Origin of the sequence: Nodosilinea sp. LEGE 06152, assembly GCF_015207525.1 — a bacterium.
Taxonomy (GTDB): domain Bacteria; phylum Cyanobacteriota; class Cyanobacteriia; order Phormidesmidales; family Phormidesmidaceae; genus Nodosilinea.
In genome coordinates, this window is the sequence record NZ_JADEWR010000001.1 from 19,691 (window position 1) to 36,798 (window position 17,108).

The following is a 17,108-nucleotide window of genomic DNA, read 5'->3' on the forward strand; positions in this document are numbered from 1 at the left end:
GCATGCTACGCCCCTACAGAGTTCCTGATCGTGAACCGGGGCTTACCAAATCGGATTTTGTATAATCCCCCTTAGCAAGGCGGACAGAGTGACCCTTAACCAGTCAGGAACTGGGGGAGCTAGAACTCAGCCGATGCGCACCCCATCCAACCGAGAACCGCATCAAAGCTGAGCGCTTGAACAGTGAGGGAACAATCGGTAGGCTAGAATCAAACCTATGATAGATGTTTTCTGAAACAGCTCGATGGGGTCGCCGCGCTGGGGGCCAATGTCAGGAAATCAAGGGTGTTTGCTACCGCATCGTCAGCCATCAGGGATTACTTCAGGAAACGGCTGTGCACTGGCTGAAAGTAACTGTAGATAACGGGCAGATGGTCATCCGTTATCCACTTCAATGTCCTTAGTACCCCTTGGAGCTGATGAGTGTGACCCACGGACATCGCACCCTGGCTGCGATCATGTTGACCGATGCAGTGGGCTTTAGCGCCCGCATGTCGGTACGCGAAGAGCTAACTCTCTCCCAGCTTCAGCGCGACCAGGCCCTGATGGAAACGCTCTGCGAGCAGTTTGAAGGCAAGGTGCTGAAATCGACCGGCGATGGCTTGCTGATGTATTTCGCCAGCGCGGTGCAGGCCGTCAGCTGCGGGCTAGAAATTCAGAAAGAGCTGGCCCGCATCAACGCCAGTGCGGATGGTGACCTGGCGCTGCTGCATCGGATTGGCATTCACCTGGGCGATGTCTTTTTTAGCCAGTCAGATGTAATGGGCAACGGGGTCAACATTGCCGCTCGCCTGCAAACCGAAGCCCACCCCAGCGGCCTCTGCATTTCAAAAATTGTCTACGACGTGGTCAAGTCGCGGCTCGATTTAGATGTTACCTATGCGGGGCCGCTGCAGCTCAAAAACATTCAAGAACTGGTGCCCGCTTACCACGTTTACGCGTTGCCCAGGGCCAGTCGTGGGGGAACGCTCCCCTCAGCTGACGATGCCCCTGAACCTGGCCTGGATGCAGCGAGCGATCGCAAACTGGTCGCCCCCGGCAGCAAAATTGGCGGCCGCTACATTGTGCAGCGGGTGCTGGGCCAGGGCGGCTTTGGTCGGTCGTATCTGGTCGAAGATTCGCAGCGCTTTGGCGAAGCCTGCGTGCTGAAGGAGTTTTTTCCCACCAAAAAAACGGCTAACAATCTGCAAAAGGCGCTGGATCTCTTTAAGCGAGAAGCTAAAACGCTGTATCAGCTCAACCATCCCCAGGTGCCCAAGTTTTTGGCCTGCTTCACCCAGCGCAATCGCCTGTTTATTGTGCAGGAATACATCGACGGCGTGCCGTATTCGCAGCTGATCAAGCAGCGCCGCCAGCAAGACAGCCAGTTTTCTGAAGCCGAAGTAATCCAGTGGCTGATGCAGATGCTGCAGGTGCTCGACTACCTCCACAGGCTCAACATTGTGCACCGCGATATTTCGCCCGACAACATTATGTACTGCCGCGATCGCAACCTGCCGGTGCTGATCGACTTTGGCCTGGTCAGCGATGCGATCAGCACGCTGCTCTCCGGCGACGCGACTTCCCCCGACGAGGCCCAGCCCGCCACCATGGTGGGCAAATTTGGCTACTCGCCGCCCGAGCAAATTCAGCTGGGCCAGTGCTTTCCGTGCAGCGATCTCTACGCGCTGGGGGTAACTGCGATCGTGCTGCTGACCGGCCGCTACCCCCGCGACTTAATTGACCAAGATTCTCTGGAGTGGCGCTGGCAGTCCTACGTCAGCCCCAGCCCGGCCCTGGCAGACATTCTCACCCAGCTCGTACAGCAAAAACCAAAAGCCCGCTTTCAGTCTGCTGCTGAGGTAGTGCAGCGGTTAACGCCGCTGGCCACCGCCGTTGCCCCTAGCTCGCCCCTGGTGGTGGAGCCAAGCTGGGCGCAGGCCGTCAATCGGTCAGAGTCTCCCACTGCCGCCGATCCTGGCACCGCCTCAGAGCTGCACGATTCCTCATTTATCGAAACCTGCCGCCATGAGCTGGCCCGCTGCATTGGCCCGATGGCCAGCGTAATTGTCGAAGAAATGATCGACCAGTACCCCCAGGCTACCCCCGGCGAGTTTGTCGATATTTTGGCCAGCCAGCTTTCAGACGGACGGCAGGCCACAGACTTTATCAGTCGTCTTCAGGTTGCCGTAGACGGCAGTTCTGTCAGCTCAAACGCCAGCTCTGAAGATTTTCCCGAGCCCGATTCAGCTCGATTTACAGAGCTAACCCTGCCCATCGACGAAGAACGCCCCAGCCCCGAATTCCTCAACCGCTGTCGGCAAACCTTGACCCGCTGTATTGGGCCAATGGCCAATTACCTAATCGACGACACCCTGGCCGATTTTCCCAATCTTGCTCCCCAGGAGCTAGTCAATCGCCTGGCTGCCGAAATTCCCGATCGCAAAAAGGCCGAGGAGTTTTGCCGGCAAATGCAGTAGGGGCATCGCGTGCTGTGGCTCACCCAATGACTGTATCTCATGCAGCAAGGATGTGTTTTAGTGGCCAATCATGAACCTAACCTAAGGGGCGGTAGCGCAATCTCACGGCTCGACTTGATCAAGGGCCTTGTTTTGCGCAGTGCTGCCATCGGCCTAATCGCTGGCGCTGGGTTGGGAGTGCTGTTTGGCAGTACGCTTTTCTTCTTTGTTATTTGGACAGGAATAGTCGGTGCTGGACTAGGGTTAGGGTTGGGACTCATAAACGGACTGCTGACAAGTGCCGTGACATGCCTGTTCTTTTATCCCCTGCGAAATAGATATCGCTATCGCGTAGTGGTCACGGTCGTTAGCGCTCTTACCGCTTGGGGAGGCGTAATTGTCTTTGGGCCCTGGTATTTTTCTGACACAGGTATGACCCCAAGCACAGCCGTGCTGATTGGCTTTAGCTCTGTACTGGCATCGGCTGTTGCTGGGTGGGCAGGCGGGCTGACTGGCCAGCAGCTGGCTCACTGGTATGGCTCCAAATCTGTAGCCGATCGGCTCGATTCAATGGCTCCTCATCCTGCAAACGCCCCCGCACAGCTAGATAAACTGAGGTACTGGCTTTACGGGTGCTTTTCGGCTCAGAAATGGGGTTGGGCGATGGTTGCTTTGTTTGCACTGCTCTCCTATCAAGTAGGAAACCCAATTTTGAAGGTTTTAGTCTGTGGCGATCGAAATGCAGATGTAATCTCATGCCTGCCATCACCTCGCCTTTATACGTCGGTCGCGGCAGGTCTGCGGGTTTCGCTGCCTGTCTTTGTCTGCGTTACGCTGGTGGTTGTGCTGGTGCAAGGTCGCCATCGATTTAGAGGTGGCAGATAGACTAGTTGGACGGCAAACGCTGCGATCGCCCATGCTTTGCCAAAATGTTTTGGTGTCGAACTCAGCACAATACGCAAGACTGATATCGAAAGCGAATGGGGTTAAGGTGCGATGGTCTTTCTAAACGATTTGGCCAGCCGAATAGCTCTGGATGACCCCGAAAAACGGCGGGTTTTGAGTCGAGTGTCGTGGGCACAGTACGAAGCCCTACTGGCGGATCTGGGCGAGGGGTCTGCCTATCGGGTGCATTTTTTAGATGGAGTGCTGGAAATCTTAGCCCCGAGTCGCAATTATGAAAGCGGAAAAACCCGAATTGGCGATTTGCTGCTGCTTTACTTCTTAGAAACCGAGACAGAATACTTCCCCATGGGTTCGACCACGCTAAAGAAGCCCGATCGGCAGGCGGGGGGTGAACCAGACGAGAGCTACTGTATCGGCACAGATAAGGACTTTCCTGATCTGGCGATCGAGGTAATCGTCACCAGTGGCAGCATTAATCGCCTGGAATTGTATCGTCGTCTAGGAGTACGGGAAGTGTGGTTTTGGCAAAAAAATCGCCTGTTTCTCTACCATCAGCGAGAAGAAGCCCTGACTCGGTTTGCTGAAACCGCTGGCTATGAACCCATTCAGCAGAGCGAAGTTTTGCCAAATCTAGATCTTGAGCTGCTGACCCGCTGTTTGCAGAACCCAAACCCACTGGCTGCTGCAAAAGCCTTTCGGCAAGGCCTGAGAGCGGATAGGTGATAGGCCAGAGTAAAAGGTAGGAAGTGTTTGAAGTTTATGGGGTTAGCGGCCTAATCCTGTCAGTATTGTTCGCCAAGGCCTAAGTTTAACCATTGAGAATAGCCTGCAGGACGACTTCTATATCCTCTAACCCGCAGCCGCCTGTGCCCTCGGCCCAGTTCAGCAGCGCGGCGACCCGATCGCCCAGCGGAGCCGATGACCCCGGTATTGAGCCTGCGGGGGGCTGTAGGGCGAAGACGATTTGCTCAAACTGTGGGTTGGGCAGCCCCGAGAGCTGCTGCATCAGCTTCAGCCGCGCCTGTAAATCCCTGGTCGGCTTCTTCTCATCGGTTGAGGCCGGGTTGGGGCGAGGCGGGGGCGCACTGGTCGTACTGTCCGCTGCTGCTGTGTCAAATAGGGGTTCGCCCATCGCCGCTTTCAACCGTTCCAGAGGCGGCACCAGGGGATCTTCGTCGGTGAAGTTGACCCCCACGAGGCTGTACATCCAGGTGGGGCGCTGCACCTCTTCATAGATGAGAGGGATGAAGCGATTGTTGCGATCGCTCATTCCCTGCACCGTCGTAATGGTAGCCTCCATGTCGGTGTTGCCGCTCTCAAAGTAGCGAGGCGAGACCACCGCTAGCACCAGTCGGCTTTCGTGGCAACAGCGCTCCATCTCGTTCAAAAATGTGGACCGAGGCGAAAAATCTACCTCGTCAAAGGCAATGCGATAGCCTGCTGCGGTTAATTCTTTGAGCAGCCAGCGGGCGAAGGTCTTGTCGGGCTCCTGGCGGCGATAGCTAATAAACGCGTCGTACTGATAAGTAGAAGATGTCATAGGGGCCGCAGCGCATCTCTGTAAGCTTCATCGCCGCAACGGGCAACCTGGGTTTGCGTCCAATTGTATCCGGTCTGCACTGCTGGCAGTCGAGACGGCCATCCAGCAAAACCAGGAAAACCCCCGGTTTATATCGAAGCCGCTTCAAGAGATCCCGATTCAAAACAGAGATCGCGTAGGGGCATTGCATGCAATGCCCCTACAAATTGGGCGTGCATAGGCAGAATTTGGTATTAAACGCAGCGTTAGGTTAGTAAATCAGCTATTTATTCGAAAAATCGCCTGAGTTGCGGCGGCCTTCGCGGTAGCGCTCTAGCCGCTGCATGGCCATCTGCAAACTCATCTGCATGCGGTTAAAGGCCTCGGCCAGCTGGCCCACTTCGTCTTTAGAGTTGACGGTGAACTCTGCACTGGGGTCGCCCATGCTGGCCGCCTCTGCCGCCAGGGCCATACGATTGAGGGGGCGCACCACGTAGCGCTTGAGCCAGAGATTGACCAGCACAATGGCGGCTGAAAATGCAATCACAAAAATGCCCAGAATCAGCAGCAGCGACTGACGCGCGCTTTTGAGCACCTTTGCGGCGGGAACGGAGATCATTTGCGCCCCCACAATTTCATCCTGCTGCCAACCAAAGCCATTGCTGCTGCCATAGCGCTCGATCATGCTGGCGGGGGCAGCGGCAGGGGTGCTGTGGCACTCTAAACAGCTCGCCTTGGTAATTTTGATTGGTCGGGCAATGTAGTAGAGGTTGCCCGCCGGGGTGCGCCGAAATCCGCTTGTTTCTTGGGCCGTACTTTGCTGCTTAAACTGCTCGACTAGCTGCGCCTCAAAGCCATCAGCCTTATCTCTCAAGTTGGTGGGGTTGAGCGTGGCTTCTTTGTAAAAGAAATCGGCATAGATGGGGTTGCCGCGAAAGGTTTCAAACACCTCACGGGCCGAGTAGGCGGGCACGGTTTCGGGCAGAAATTCGGTACTGAGGCGATCGGCCAATTCTGGGTTGACCTGGTTGGTGGTGTAGTCGCGCACCGAGTTCATCGTTTCCATCAGCATCAGCGCTTTGGTCGTCAGCTGCGCCTGGGCGTTGTAATTGAGCACAGAGGACAGCGCCATGCTGCTGGCAATAATGCCGCCCAGAAATACGAGCAGCAGCAGCAGGGTAAACTTTTGGCCTAGTTGCAGGTTGGCGAACTTCAGCATAGCGTGGCAGTGGTGGTGAGCTCCGAGATTAAATACACCCCTAAATAGCTCGCTTCCGGAGAGGCCAGAAGTTTTGCAAAGAAGGGCAACAATCAGCGGTCTTCAGGCTGTGTGTCCAAGGTGCTGATAGGCCTGGTAGGGTTCCAGTGGCTATCACGCTTGCTTTTTAGAGTGCCAGTAGCAGAGTCATGCTGGCCTGAGCTACTTGAGCTGAGCCAGCTTTTGATTGGCAGACTTAAGCAAGTCGCTGGCCCTGGAGTAGCTGGTCGTGCCGGGCTGCACGTTCTCCAGGTCGTTGATGATGTCCTGCATCAGGCTGGCGATCTGGTTGCGCTCCATGTCTTCTAGGTTTTGGGCCAGCATGCGGGTGTTCTTCTCGATGGCGCTATCGAGAGCCTGGGCAGAGGTTTCTTCTCTGGCGGCATTTTCTTGAATAATGCCGAGATTGGCCTCGTATTTGGCCAGCAGAACCTGGGCCTGACCATAGCCAGGGTCTTGAACAGGGATCTCGTTGAGGCGGGCGATCGCGGTTTCCCATAGCCCTGCGGCGCGCTCCCAAGTAGCGGCAGGGTGGGGCGGATTTTGGCCAGCGATCGCGGCTTGGTAGGCAAAGGCTTTGGCGGCATCGACGAGGGTGTTCGAGCGATCGCCCCCGGCCACATTCCCGGTTACCTGCTGGTAGTCGCGCTCGTAGGCCTCCAGCTTGGTGGCCGACTGCCGCCCGGCTAGCGTTTCGGGCGGAATTTCGTTCAGCTTATCCATACCCCGCTGCCAGGTGGTCAGGGCGGTGGCGCGATCGGCCCCAGACTGGGCAGTTTGAAAGGCCTGCTGGGCCTCCTCCACAGCCAGGGTGCCTTCCTGCATCAAGTTTTGGGCGTTGCGCTCCTGAAACACCACGGCTTCCATACGACCAATTTCGGAGCGAGCGGTCTCAAATTCGTCTAGGGTAAACTGCCACCGGCAGCCGACAAACCCGCAGTAGGCCGTGGGGTAGTAGCCCAAAAACCACACGGGCAGCCCGTCTAAATGCTCCTGAGCCTGAGTGACTTTTGTGTCACCCAGCTCGATGTCGCTGGCGGAGGTGGCCTGGTTCACCAGCTGGTCGGCCTGGGCAACCAGCGACACCGCCTGCCGATAGTCGTGGTCCATTTTGATGTAGCTGGGCAACAAAATCAGCGGGGCCGTCTTGGCTACGGGCCAGCGAATCATAGGGTAGGGCAGGTTGAGCACCCACGTGAGCCCAGCCAGCCCGGCCACGGTAACCACTGCAGAGCCTAAGCAACCAAATGTGCGAGCCACCATAGCGTTGTATTGCAATCAAATAAGGACGGTCTGGTTTAGGATGCCCAAGGTCGCTTCATGGGGTACAGGCCTGAGTTGGGTTACCGTACCACAGAGTCCTTCAGTGCCACGGGCTGGCTTTCCAGAAAGTCAGGTCAGTTTTCGCCAGTGGTAAGGAGGGCTCTAGCTAAGCAGAGTGTCGGGGTCGATACCGCGATCGCGTAGCCTTGCCTTCAGGTTCTCCAGCTCGCGCTCTGCCGCCGCCGCCCGCTGTTCAGCCTGCTGTCGCCGCAGGGCCTCCTGCTTGAGAGCTACAGCCAATTCGTCAGGAATCAACAGCTTTTCGCCGGTATCCTGCCGGTAGAAGGCAATCAACCCGCCGTCGATCTGCAATCGCAGGCCCAGGGGTTCGCTACAGCTGTCCACAATTGGCTCGTAGACCTCGTCTCGCAGGCGATAGCCCTTGAGCTGCTCGGCAATCCATTCGCCCTTGGGGTCGAAGAGCCAGTATTCTTGCACCCCCAGCCCTTCGTAGAGAGTCTTTTTCTCAACTTCGTCTTGGCGACGAGTGCTAGCGGAGGTCATTTCAAAAATGACTTCCGGAACCTGACCCTCCTCCCAAATTTTGTAGTTGTCGCGTCCGCCGGGTTCGACCTCAAAAATTACCATCACATCGGGGGCCACCCGCAGTTTAGGAAAGCCCTGGGCATAGTACAAAAACTGGTTACCCAGCACCGTGGCGCGTCGCCCAGCAACGTACTGACGTAGCACCTCTAGCGTGACCAACAGGGCGTAGAGATGGGCGTAGGTTTCGGCCACGGGTTCACCGTCGGAGCTGGGATAGGTGAGGGTGGCCTGGGGCCAAAGGGCGGTCATAGGTGCCTCCGGGGAGAGGGGCTTATGTGTAGAATAGCCCGCTGAAGAAACCTGTGCCCATTGGGGATTTTGAATTGGGTGTCCCTGGAATCACCTTGGGCATGGTGCATTGCTGCGCGAATGCACCCTACGAGCATCCTATCCATCCTAGAAATGTCACTAAGGATGAATGTTGAGTCTTATTGAGAGGCCGACTCAATCAAGACGGCGGCGGCGGCTTTGGCCTGGCCAGCGGCGTTGGGGCAGCCATGCATCATGGCGACGACGGTGGCCCCCTGGATCAAAATCAGTAGCTGATTGGCTAGATCGTCGGGGTTGGGCAGGTTGGCATCTTTGACTAGGGTGAGAATGTAGTCGGCGACGGCCTGCTGGTGGGCGAGGGTGATCTGATAGCCGGGGTGCTCGGCATCGACCAGTTCTACCGCCGAGTTGATAAAGGCGCAGCCGCGAAAGTTGGGTTTCTCAATCCACTCGCGCAGGGCGTCGAAAATGGCGAGCAGCGGTGACTCGCCGGAGGCAGCGGCGTGGCGGGCGATCGCAGCCTGAAACCACTCGCGCCAGCTGTGGTGCTGCTCGTCGAGCCAGGCGGCGATCAGGGCGTCTTTTGACTTGAAGTGGTTGTAGAGCGACATTTTGGCCACCCCCGACTCGGCAATGATGCGATCGATGCCGACGCTGTGGACGCCCTCTTTGTAGAACAGCTCAGAGGCCGCCGCCATGATGCGATCGCGGGCGCAGGGGCGTGAAGCAGATGAGCGAGTCATGGCGTGCACGATATACAGGTCTGTCTGTATAGTATAGCACTGGCAACAGCCCTTACCTCAACACTGTTACACCGCTAAACCATCTGTTTTGACGCCTACAGAATCTCTCTGGCCGTTGCAGCAAGATAGTTGGGCTGCTTTACCGCGAGGCCCAACCCAGGCACCCCAATCAAATTTTCCCTAAGCAGGGATTGACAATAGACAGACCTGTCTACATAATCAAAATAGACAGACCGTTCTACTTAAGTTTGTTCTACAACACAGCTCGAACCGCAGCCTTTAAGGAGGCTCCTGCATGATTACCCTTGCTCCGTCGTCCAGCTCAGAACGTTTGGCCGCCGTGCCCCAAAGGCTCCCTGCTTTTGGTCCATACTCAGGCCAGCTAGCTCTCCCCACAAAAGAGGCCTCCCCACAAACCTCTGCTGCCATTGTGGGCTGGGCTGCCGATACCTTTGGCTCCGGGCTGGTAATGAGTACCAGCTTTGGTATTCAGGCGGCAGTAATGCTGCACCTGGTGACTCAGGTGGTGCCTGAGATTCCCGTCATTTGGGTTGATACAGGCTATTTGCCTGAGGAAACCTACCGTTTTGCTGACCAGCTCACCCAGCGGCTTAACCTAAACCTCAAGCTCTACCAATCGCCCCTCAGCCCCGCCCACATGGAGGCTCTCTACGGCAAACTGTGGGCCGAGGGGAGCGTTGAGGCACTCAACCAATACGACCAGATCCGCAAGGTTGAGCCTATGCAGCGGGCATTACGAGAACTGGGGGCGACGGCCTGGCTGGCGGGGCTGCGATCGCAGCAAACTGACCACCGCAAAACGCTCGATGTGGTGGGTCAGCAGCACGGCATCCACAAAATTCTGCCCATTCTGCACTGGACTTCCAAAGACATCTACGAATACCTGCAGGCCCACGACCTGCCCTACCATCCGTTCTTTGAGCAGGGTTACGCTACCGTCGGCGATTGGCACTCTAGCCGCCCGCTGATGGCCAGCGATCGGGATGAACGCGACACCCGCTTCCACGGGCTGAAGCAAGAGTGCGGTATTCATCTGGCGTAATTGCGGCTGGTTTGGCCTGGGATCTAGATTTGCCTAATTTTCGGCCTAAATTTGGCTAGGGCAAACGACCGTTTGCCCCTAAGAGCAACACTACCTCTGGAGCTAACTTCAATGATTGACCTGTATACCTTTACCACTCCTAACGGGCGAAAACCCGCAATTTTGCTCGAAGAATTGCAAATGCCCTACACCGTTCACTCGGTAAACATTACTAAGAACGAGCAGTTTGCCCCTGAATTTTTGGCCATTAGCCCCAACAACAAAATTCCGGCTATTGTCGATCGCGACAACGACCTGGCGATCTTTGAGTCGGGAGCGATCTTAATTTACCTGGCGGAGAAGGCGGGTAAGCTGCTGCCGAGTGACACGACGGCGCGGATCAAGACCATCGAGTGGCTGATGTTTCAAATGGCGAGCGTTGGCCCCATGTTTGGCCAGCTGGGCCACTTTCGCAACTTTGCCCCCGAAAAGCTGCCCTACGCCATCAACCGCTACGAAAAAGAGACCCTGCGGCTGCTGGGCGTGATGGAGGGCCAGCTGGCTAAAGCTCCTTACCTGGCAGGCGACTACTCCATTGCTGACATCGCCACCTACCCCTGGGTGAGCGCGGCTACCACCCCCTACATGGGGCTGACCTTCGACGAGTTCCCTAACGTGCAGCGCTGGGTTGAGGCGATCGCGGCGCGTCCGGCAGTGAGCGTTGGTATGGATGTGTTGCAGCCAACCTACAAGAGCCAGTTTGGCACCGTGGCCTAGGCCGTTTCTGGCAGACCCAAAAGTGGCTGCCGCTCTGGTTTGGCCCCAGTGCTCAATTGAGTACTTCTGCAGTGGGATGCTCGCTCGGCAAAGTCTCAGCTTTTGCTGACCTTTCTAAGCCCAATTTCAGCTCCAAGCTTTAAGGTTTTTCCGGTTCCTTGTTCTGATCTTCCTCTCTGGAGTCATTCCCATGTCTTTTGATATAAACGGCAAAGTAGCTTTGGTCACTGGTGCCAACCGCGGCATTGGCAAAGCGATCGCAGAGTCTCTCCTCAAGCACGGGGCCGCCAAGGTCTACGCTGCGGTACGTAACCTCGACTCGGTTCAACCTCTGGTGGAAACCTACGGCGATAGGGTTGTGCCCATCTACATCAACCTGGCTCAGCCTGAAACGATTGTACAAGCGGCCCAAACGGCGACCGATGTGGCAATCGTGGTCAACAATGCTGGGGTGCTGCGCCAGGCAGACCCGCTGGCTGAGGATGCGATCGCCGCCCTGCAATTTGAGGTAGATGTAAACGTCTTCGGCCTGATGCGGATGGCCCAGGCCTTTGCTCCGGTGCTCAAAGCCAACGGTGGCGGTGCCTTTGTGCAGCTTAACTCGGTGGTCTCGCTCAAAAGCTTTGCTAACTTTGCCACCTACGGAGCCTCTAAGGCCGCCGCTTACTCGATGACTCAGTCCCTGCGGGAGGTTTTGGGCGCGCAGGGCACTGTCGTGGTCAGCGTACACCCTGGCCCGATCGCCACCGATATGGCCCACGACGCTGGTATGGGCCAAATTGCTGAGCCACCCTCGTTAGTTGGCGAAGGAATCGTTACCGCCCTGAGAGATGGCAAATTTCACCTGTTTCCCGACAGCGTGGCCCAGCAGCTGGGCGGAGCCTATGCAAGCTTTGCTGCCAACGTGGTTGAGGCCGACCCAGTCGCCGCCTAGCTAGGGTGTTGTAGTTCGTTAGACATAGCCAATCGAGGTTTGGCTTACGCCCCTGATTCCTTTCAGTAAGGACATTCAGGGGTTAACTTTACCGCCAGCAAACTGGTCTAAAGGGGCATTGCCAAAACCGAAAATGCGTTACTTATCGCCGTAGAAGTAAGCAATTTCTTTGTCTTTGAGGGGGGCAAAATCGGCGGCCTCCAGCATGGCGTTGAGGTCATCTTTAGAAAAGTGCTTGGCCCCAATTCTCACAATGCGCGATCGCATTGAGTTAGAGACACCGCTGCGCTGCCGACCGGCTTCCTTAGCCATCACCTGGTGGTAGAGGTCGAGCTTGGCCGTGGGAATGGGGGTGCCGTCGAGATCAATGCCCGCTGCGATCGCGGCATCGACGGCATCGGCTCCGGTGGTAGGAGTCTGAGACATGGCTAAACCTGCTAACGTGAGTAGTCTCAAAATCCTACCAGACCGCGATCCCCGTCGCTGGATGGGTGTGGGGCCGCTAGGATTTAGCCACAGCCACCGGCTGATTGCCCTCGATCTCTTTAACTACACGGGTTTTGCTGGCCCGCAGGTGATCGGTAATAGCCGTCACAGCTACATCCGGGTCGCGGGTGAGAATGGCCTCGTAAATTTGGCGGTGCTCCAGGCGAATATCCAGCACGCTAGGGTTTTGCTGCAGGGTTTGAATGCGCAGCAGGGCCATGGCATCAAACAGCGTATCGAGCAGCGTTACCAGCCGTCGATTGCCTGAGCTTTCGGCAATTAAGTGGTGAAACTGGTAGTCAACATCGAGCAGATTTTCGGGGGAAAGGCTGCCGTGGCTATTGGCGGTGGCCCCCTCAGCCTTAACTACACAGCCTGCGATCGCCTGAAGCTGCTCTGGGGTAGCGTGGGTGCAGGCCCCAGCTACTGCCAGCGCCTCCAGCGCCAGCCGACAGTCGTAGAGATCTTCGGCATCGGCGGCGGTAATGGTGGTTACCCGCAGTCCACCGCTGACATCGGCGGTGACCAGGCCATCTTGCTGCAGCTGGCGCAGGGCCTCGCGCAGGGGGGTACGACTAACCTGCAGCCACTCGGCCAGCTGGGTCTCAACTAGGCGATCGCCAGGGGAGAGGGCACCCGTCAAGATCGCCGATCGCAGCGCGTGGTAGACCTGCTCGTACAGCGACTTGCTGCGGTTGATAGTAGGGGGAGACGATAAAATCACAGGCGGTTGAACCTCTGGCGCAGATGGAGCACTGGCCCATTAAACTGCCGTGACGACGAATGGCTGCCACGACGGCAATACTTCCTAATCATACAAATTCGGTCAGTAAAGAGGCTGAGAAAGTTCTCAAGCCGCAGAAATCCTGCAGGGAACCCGCAATAACTTAAAGAATGGCTCAACTTAGCCTGGCGCTGGTGCCGCCAAGTCTGCCGTCAGAAGCCAGATTGCGCCCGCGCTCAGCTCTTCGGTACTGATGGTTGAGCGCAGCCGTCCGTCCTTCGGACAAGCGTTGCTAACGCGCAGCGTCTCCTGACGGGGGCAAGCCCGATCGGCAGGTCAGTTCTTTTCTGATTGGTTGCTGAGGCCAGCGCCTTGGATCGTCGAGTTCTACGCACGGGTCCTCAGGAGAACCTCAGCCCACTACCGTAAGCTAATAATTAGATGTACATAACGAATAAACGTAACGGTAACCATGCAAACGATGCGCAGACTGCTGTTGGGCCTGCTGATGCTTGCCGCCCTGGGGTTAGCGTGGGATGCTCTGCCCTTCTACGCCACCGCCGATTCAATGCCTGAAGCGGCAGGGGAGGTGAGCGATCCAAACCTGGCTACCGCCACCTTTGCCGGGGGATGTTTCTGGTGCATGGAGGGCCCCTTTGACAAGCTAGACGGCGTGATTGCCACCACCTCGGGTTATACCGGCGGCACCAAGGTTGACCCCACCTATTCTGAAGTTTCTGCTGGGGGAACAGGTCACGTGGAGGCTGTGCAGGTGGTCTATGACCCTTCTAAAGTCAGCTACGACCAGCTACTCCAGGTTTTTTGGAAAAACGTGGATCCGGTCGATAACCGAGGGCAGTTTTGCGACAAAGGTAGCCAGTACCAGGCCAAAATTTTTGTGGATGGCGACGATCAAAGGGCCTTGGCAGAGCAGTCTAAGCAAGCGCTGAGCCGCCAGGCGAAGTTTCGAAAAACTCCCATCGTGACGGCGATCGAACCCGCCCAAACCTTCTACCCCGCCGAAGATTACCACCAGGACTACTACCTCAAGCACCCGGTGCGCTACAAGTACTACCGAACGGCCTGCGGGCGCGATCACCGTCTGGCCGAGGTCTGGGGCAGTGGGGAGTAGGTGGGTAGGCAAGTGGGTGAGTAGGCAAGTGGGTGAGTAGGCAAGTGGGTGAGTAGATGTTTGTAGCCTGCTACAATCGCAAATCCAAAACCCAAAATCTAAAATACACATCAGTGCCGTGCAGGGATTTTTAAACTTTTACAAGCCCCAGGGCATGAGTTCCCACGACTGCGTCGGGGCGGTGCGGCGGCTATTGGGCATTCGCAAAGTGGGCCACGGCGGCACGCTGGATCCGCTGGCGGAGGGGGTGTTGCCGATCGCGGTGGGGCGGGCCACTCGTCTGCTGCCCTACCTGCCCGAGGGCAAGGCCTACCGGGCGGTGATCCGCTTTGGCCTCACCACCACCACCGACGATCTAGAGGGTGAAATTCTTACTCAACAGGCGGCCGATCGCCTGACGGTGGAAGATATCGCAGCGTGCCTACCCGAGTTCGAAGGCACAATCGATCAGGTGCCACCTGCCTTTAGCGCCATTCAAGTGCAGGGGCAGCGGCTCTACGATCTGGCTCGCAAAGGCCGGGCTGTCACCCCGCCTTCCCGCACGGTCGTTGTTCACAACCTCGCGGTGCAGCACTGGCAGCCGGGGGAGCAGCCGGAGCTAACGCTAGATATCGACTGCGGCCCTGGCACCTACATTCGCTCGATCGCGCGGGATTTGGGCGATCGCCTTGGCACCGGAGCCACCCTGGCCCACCTCACCCGCACCCGCAGCGGCGGCTTTAGCCGGGAGCACAGCCTGTCGCTGGAGGCCGTGACCGGTTTGGTTGAAACCCAGTCCCTAGAGCTGGTGGACCCAGCTGCATCACTGGTGCACTTGCCTGCGATCGCCCTCTCCCCAGATCTGGCTCGTCGCTGGCAGCAGGGGCAGAAGTTTCCGCCCCCGGTAGAGATACCGCCCAACGCGCCCTACCGCGTCCTAAACGATGCCAGCAGAGAGTTCTTGGGCATTGCCCAGCTCGAAGACCGGGGCGAAGGCCCCATTCTCAAAGCAAAGATGGTGCTGTAGAAGTAGGTAGGTGCTCACCATTCCCCTCGTCTGAATCATTCTCCGACTGAAGGCTAAAGCTATTGCACTGGGCAGATGCCATTTGCCCCACCCATGCACCCCTTCGACTTCGCTCAGGGACCGCTCCACCCCCTTCGACTTCGCTCAGGGACCGCTCCACCCCCTTCGACTTCGCTTAGGGGACCGCTACCTACTCCTTCGGTACCCACACCGAGACCGACCCCGCCTGACAGCTAAATTCAGCCCAGCCCTCGTCATTGGTGGTGACGGGCTCGCTGATGTGCTCAGTGATGTCGTAGTAGGTGCAGTTGGCTCGGCCCACCTCCATCCACTTGTGGCCGTCGTTGCCGTTGGTGAGCACTACCGCCATGCCGCCGGGGTTGGCTTCGGTGCCAAGCCGGGTCCAGCCGATGGTGCTGGGGTGGTCAAAGTAGTCGTACTGATCGCCAAAGGCGTAGGTGCTGCGGGCATACAAAAACTTATCGATTAACCACTTGTGGCTGTCGAGCCAGATCTCGTATTCACCGCCGTCGTTGCCGGTGTCTTTGTAGTGAGCCCCGTAGTAGTCAGCGTAGAAAATACAGGGGTAGCCATCCTGCCGCAGCAGAATTAGCGCGTAGGCCAGGGGCTTAAACCAGGGTTCCACCACCGATTCGAGCGACTGCAGCGGCTGCGAGTCGTGGTTGTCGACCAGGGTGACGGCGAGGGCGGGCTGCTCTTTGACCAGGGTATTGTCAAAAATGGTGGTGAGGTCGTAGTCGCCCCCGGCTTTGCTGGCCTCGCTAAAGTTGTAGTGCAGAGGCGCGTCGAACAGGTGCACATCGCCCCCGGTGACATCAATAAAGTGGTGCAGCGCCTCAATTTCGTAAGACCAATACTCGCCCACCGCAAATAGTCTGCGCCCAGCATGCCGCCGACAGTGCTGCAACCACTGCGGAAAAAAGCCCGCCCGTACGTGCTTCACCGCGTCAAACCGAAAGCCATCAACGTCAGTAGTGTCGACATACCAGGCTCCCCAGTCTTGGAGAGCGTTGCGTACCTCATCTGACTCTATGTCGAGGTCGCAGCCCATCAGGTAGTCAAAGGCCCCTTTTTCAAGGTCTACATGTTCATCAAACTGTTTGCCTTCGAATAAGTAAACAGCATCGTAATCGGGGTCATTGGCATCGTAATCTACAGCGTCAAAATGCCACCAGTGCCATTCCATATCAGAATATTTGCCCTGGCGACCGGGAAACTTGAAGTGTGTCCAAACCTTGACCATTCGATCTTCGCCAATTTGCTCATGGCGGTTGTCGTGGCTCATGGGGGTCGCTTGGACCTCTTCTAGCTCATCGCCGCCCATCATGTGATTAAACACCACGTCGGCGTAGACTCGAATGCCCGCTTCTTTGGCCGCTTTTATGCTCTGCAGGTACTCTTCTTTAGTACCGTATTTGGTGCGAACGCTATCCTTTTGATCAAATTCTCCCAGGTCGTACAGGTCGTAAACGCTGTAGCCTACGTCGAGACCACCAGCAGTGCCCTTGTAGGCGGGCGGTAGCCAAAGAGCGGTAATACCAACCTCTGCTAGCTCTTTGGCGTTTTTAGCTAACTCGTTCCACAGGTTGCCGTCGGGTTCAATGTACCAATGAAAATACTGCATCATCACGCCGTTAGGCTCTGGCATACCCGTAGAATCCTTTTGGAAAAATAATAGTGGCTTCGAAATTATGGCAGGTTACTCTAGATTTTTCGGTCTACCTTGCGGCATATTTCAAAATGAGTAGGGTGGACACTGCCCGCCATCAAACCCTCGCTCTCTCACATTCAACCGATTCCCTTATAAACCGCGTCTTTTTAGAGCCGCCAAAAGACCATTGTCAGGGTAAGCAAGACAAAGCCGCAAAGGGTGTAGGTGCGAGAATAGTTGGTTGGGGCAAGGGCTAGGAGAAACAGGTGTAGGGGTTCGGGTTGGTTGCTGAGGGGATGGTGGGCAGTGTCCACCCTACGACTTTCTAAACA

General features: G+C 56.8%; 16 protein-coding genes. 8 read left to right on the plus strand and 8 right to left on the minus strand.

Annotation, left to right across the window (positions count from 1 at the left end; translation table 11 throughout):
* Positions 1-425: 425 nt before the first annotated feature.
* The 3 genes from IQ265_RS00105 (at position 426) to IQ265_RS00115 (ending at position 4,067) form a co-directional block, all read left to right on the plus strand.
* Entirely contained in the window at positions 426-2,459 is a 2,034-nt protein-coding gene (locus tag IQ265_RS00105; RefSeq protein WP_194050193.1) for a protein kinase, read from the plus strand.
* Positions 2,460-2,573: 114 nt separating this feature from the next.
* Positions 2,574-3,323: a hypothetical protein gene (locus IQ265_RS00110; RefSeq protein WP_194050194.1), complete on the plus strand. Its 750-nt coding sequence runs from the start codon at positions 2,574-2,576 to the stop codon at positions 3,321-3,323.
* Positions 3,324-3,434: 111 nt separating this feature from the next.
* Complete coding sequence (locus IQ265_RS00115; protein ID WP_194050195.1) at positions 3,435-4,067, plus strand: Uma2 family endonuclease; 633 nt, start codon at positions 3,435-3,437, stop codon at positions 4,065-4,067.
* 85 nt (positions 4,068-4,152) lie between these two features.
* Here the strand turns inward: IQ265_RS00115 and IQ265_RS00120 are convergent, their stop codons facing one another.
* The 5 genes from IQ265_RS00120 to IQ265_RS00140 form a co-directional block, all read right to left on the minus strand.
* On the minus strand, positions 4,153-4,884 hold the full coding sequence (locus IQ265_RS00120) for a toll/interleukin-1 receptor domain-containing protein (protein WP_194050196.1): 732 nt from the start codon (positions 4,882-4,884) through the stop codon (positions 4,153-4,155).
* 262 nt (positions 4,885-5,146) lie between these two features.
* The gene (locus IQ265_RS00125; RefSeq protein WP_194050197.1) at positions 5,147-6,082 is read right to left on the minus strand and encodes a DUF3365 domain-containing protein; all 936 of its coding nucleotides are present in this window, start codon (positions 6,080-6,082) and stop codon (positions 5,147-5,149) included.
* A gap of 201 nt (positions 6,083-6,283) precedes the next feature.
* Positions 6,284-7,291 carry a hypothetical protein gene (locus IQ265_RS00130; RefSeq protein WP_228037443.1) on the minus strand — a complete coding sequence of 336 codons (1,008 nt, stop codon included), beginning with the start codon at positions 7,289-7,291 and terminating at the stop codon, positions 6,284-6,286.
* A gap of 255 nt (positions 7,292-7,546) precedes the next feature.
* Positions 7,547-8,239, minus strand: coding sequence for a Uma2 family endonuclease (locus IQ265_RS00135; protein ID WP_194050199.1), 693 nt, complete (start codon positions 8,237-8,239; stop codon positions 7,547-7,549).
* Between the two features lie 179 nt (positions 8,240-8,418).
* On the minus strand, positions 8,419-9,003 hold the full coding sequence (locus IQ265_RS00140) for a TetR/AcrR family transcriptional regulator (protein WP_194050200.1): 585 nt from the start codon (positions 9,001-9,003) through the stop codon (positions 8,419-8,421).
* 295 nt (positions 9,004-9,298) lie between these two features.
* Between IQ265_RS00140 and cysH the strand changes: the two genes are divergently transcribed.
* The 3 genes from cysH to IQ265_RS00155 all read left to right on the plus strand — a co-directional run bounded on the left by cysH (position 9,299) and on the right by IQ265_RS00155 (position 11,756).
* Positions 9,299-10,066 (plus strand): phosphoadenosine phosphosulfate reductase, encoded by a 768-nt coding sequence (gene cysH / locus IQ265_RS00145; protein ID WP_194050201.1) that lies wholly within the window; start codon positions 9,299-9,301, stop codon positions 10,064-10,066.
* A 111-nt stretch (positions 10,067-10,177) separates the two neighbouring features.
* Positions 10,178-10,822, plus strand: a complete 645-nt coding sequence (locus IQ265_RS00150; RefSeq protein WP_194050202.1) for a glutathione S-transferase N-terminal domain-containing protein — start codon at positions 10,178-10,180, stop codon at positions 10,820-10,822.
* A gap of 190 nt (positions 10,823-11,012) precedes the next feature.
* Positions 11,013-11,756 carry an SDR family oxidoreductase gene (locus tag IQ265_RS00155; protein WP_194050203.1) on the plus strand — a complete coding sequence of 248 codons (744 nt, stop codon included), beginning with the start codon at positions 11,013-11,015 and terminating at the stop codon, positions 11,754-11,756.
* Between the two features lie 138 nt (positions 11,757-11,894).
* Here IQ265_RS00155 and IQ265_RS00160 read toward each other — a convergent pair whose 3' ends face one another.
* Together IQ265_RS00160 and IQ265_RS00165 are read right to left on the minus strand one after the other, a co-directional pair.
* On the minus strand, positions 11,895-12,182 hold the full coding sequence (locus IQ265_RS00160; protein WP_194050204.1) for a DUF4090 family protein: 288 nt from the start codon (positions 12,180-12,182) through the stop codon (positions 11,895-11,897).
* Positions 12,183-12,258: 76 nt separating this feature from the next.
* On the minus strand, positions 12,259-12,966 hold the full coding sequence (locus IQ265_RS00165) for a GntR family transcriptional regulator (protein ID WP_194050205.1): 708 nt from the start codon (positions 12,964-12,966) through the stop codon (positions 12,259-12,261).
* Positions 12,967-13,447: 481 nt separating this feature from the next.
* Between IQ265_RS00165 and msrA the strand changes: the two genes are divergently transcribed.
* Together msrA and truB are read left to right on the plus strand one after the other, a co-directional pair.
* Positions 13,448-14,098, plus strand: coding sequence for a peptide-methionine (S)-S-oxide reductase MsrA (msrA, locus tag IQ265_RS00170; RefSeq protein WP_194050608.1), 651 nt, complete (start codon positions 13,448-13,450; stop codon positions 14,096-14,098).
* Positions 14,099-14,216: 118 nt separating this feature from the next.
* Complete coding sequence (gene truB, locus IQ265_RS00175) at positions 14,217-15,104, plus strand: tRNA pseudouridine(55) synthase TruB (RefSeq protein ID WP_194050206.1); 888 nt, start codon at positions 14,217-14,219, stop codon at positions 15,102-15,104.
* Positions 15,105-15,294: 190 nt separating this feature from the next.
* Here the strand turns inward: truB and IQ265_RS00180 are convergent, their stop codons facing one another.
* Positions 15,295-16,773, minus strand: a complete 1,479-nt coding sequence (locus IQ265_RS00180) for an alpha-amylase (RefSeq protein WP_194050207.1) — start codon at positions 16,771-16,773, stop codon at positions 15,295-15,297.
* Between the last annotated feature and the right edge of the window lie 335 nt (positions 16,774-17,108).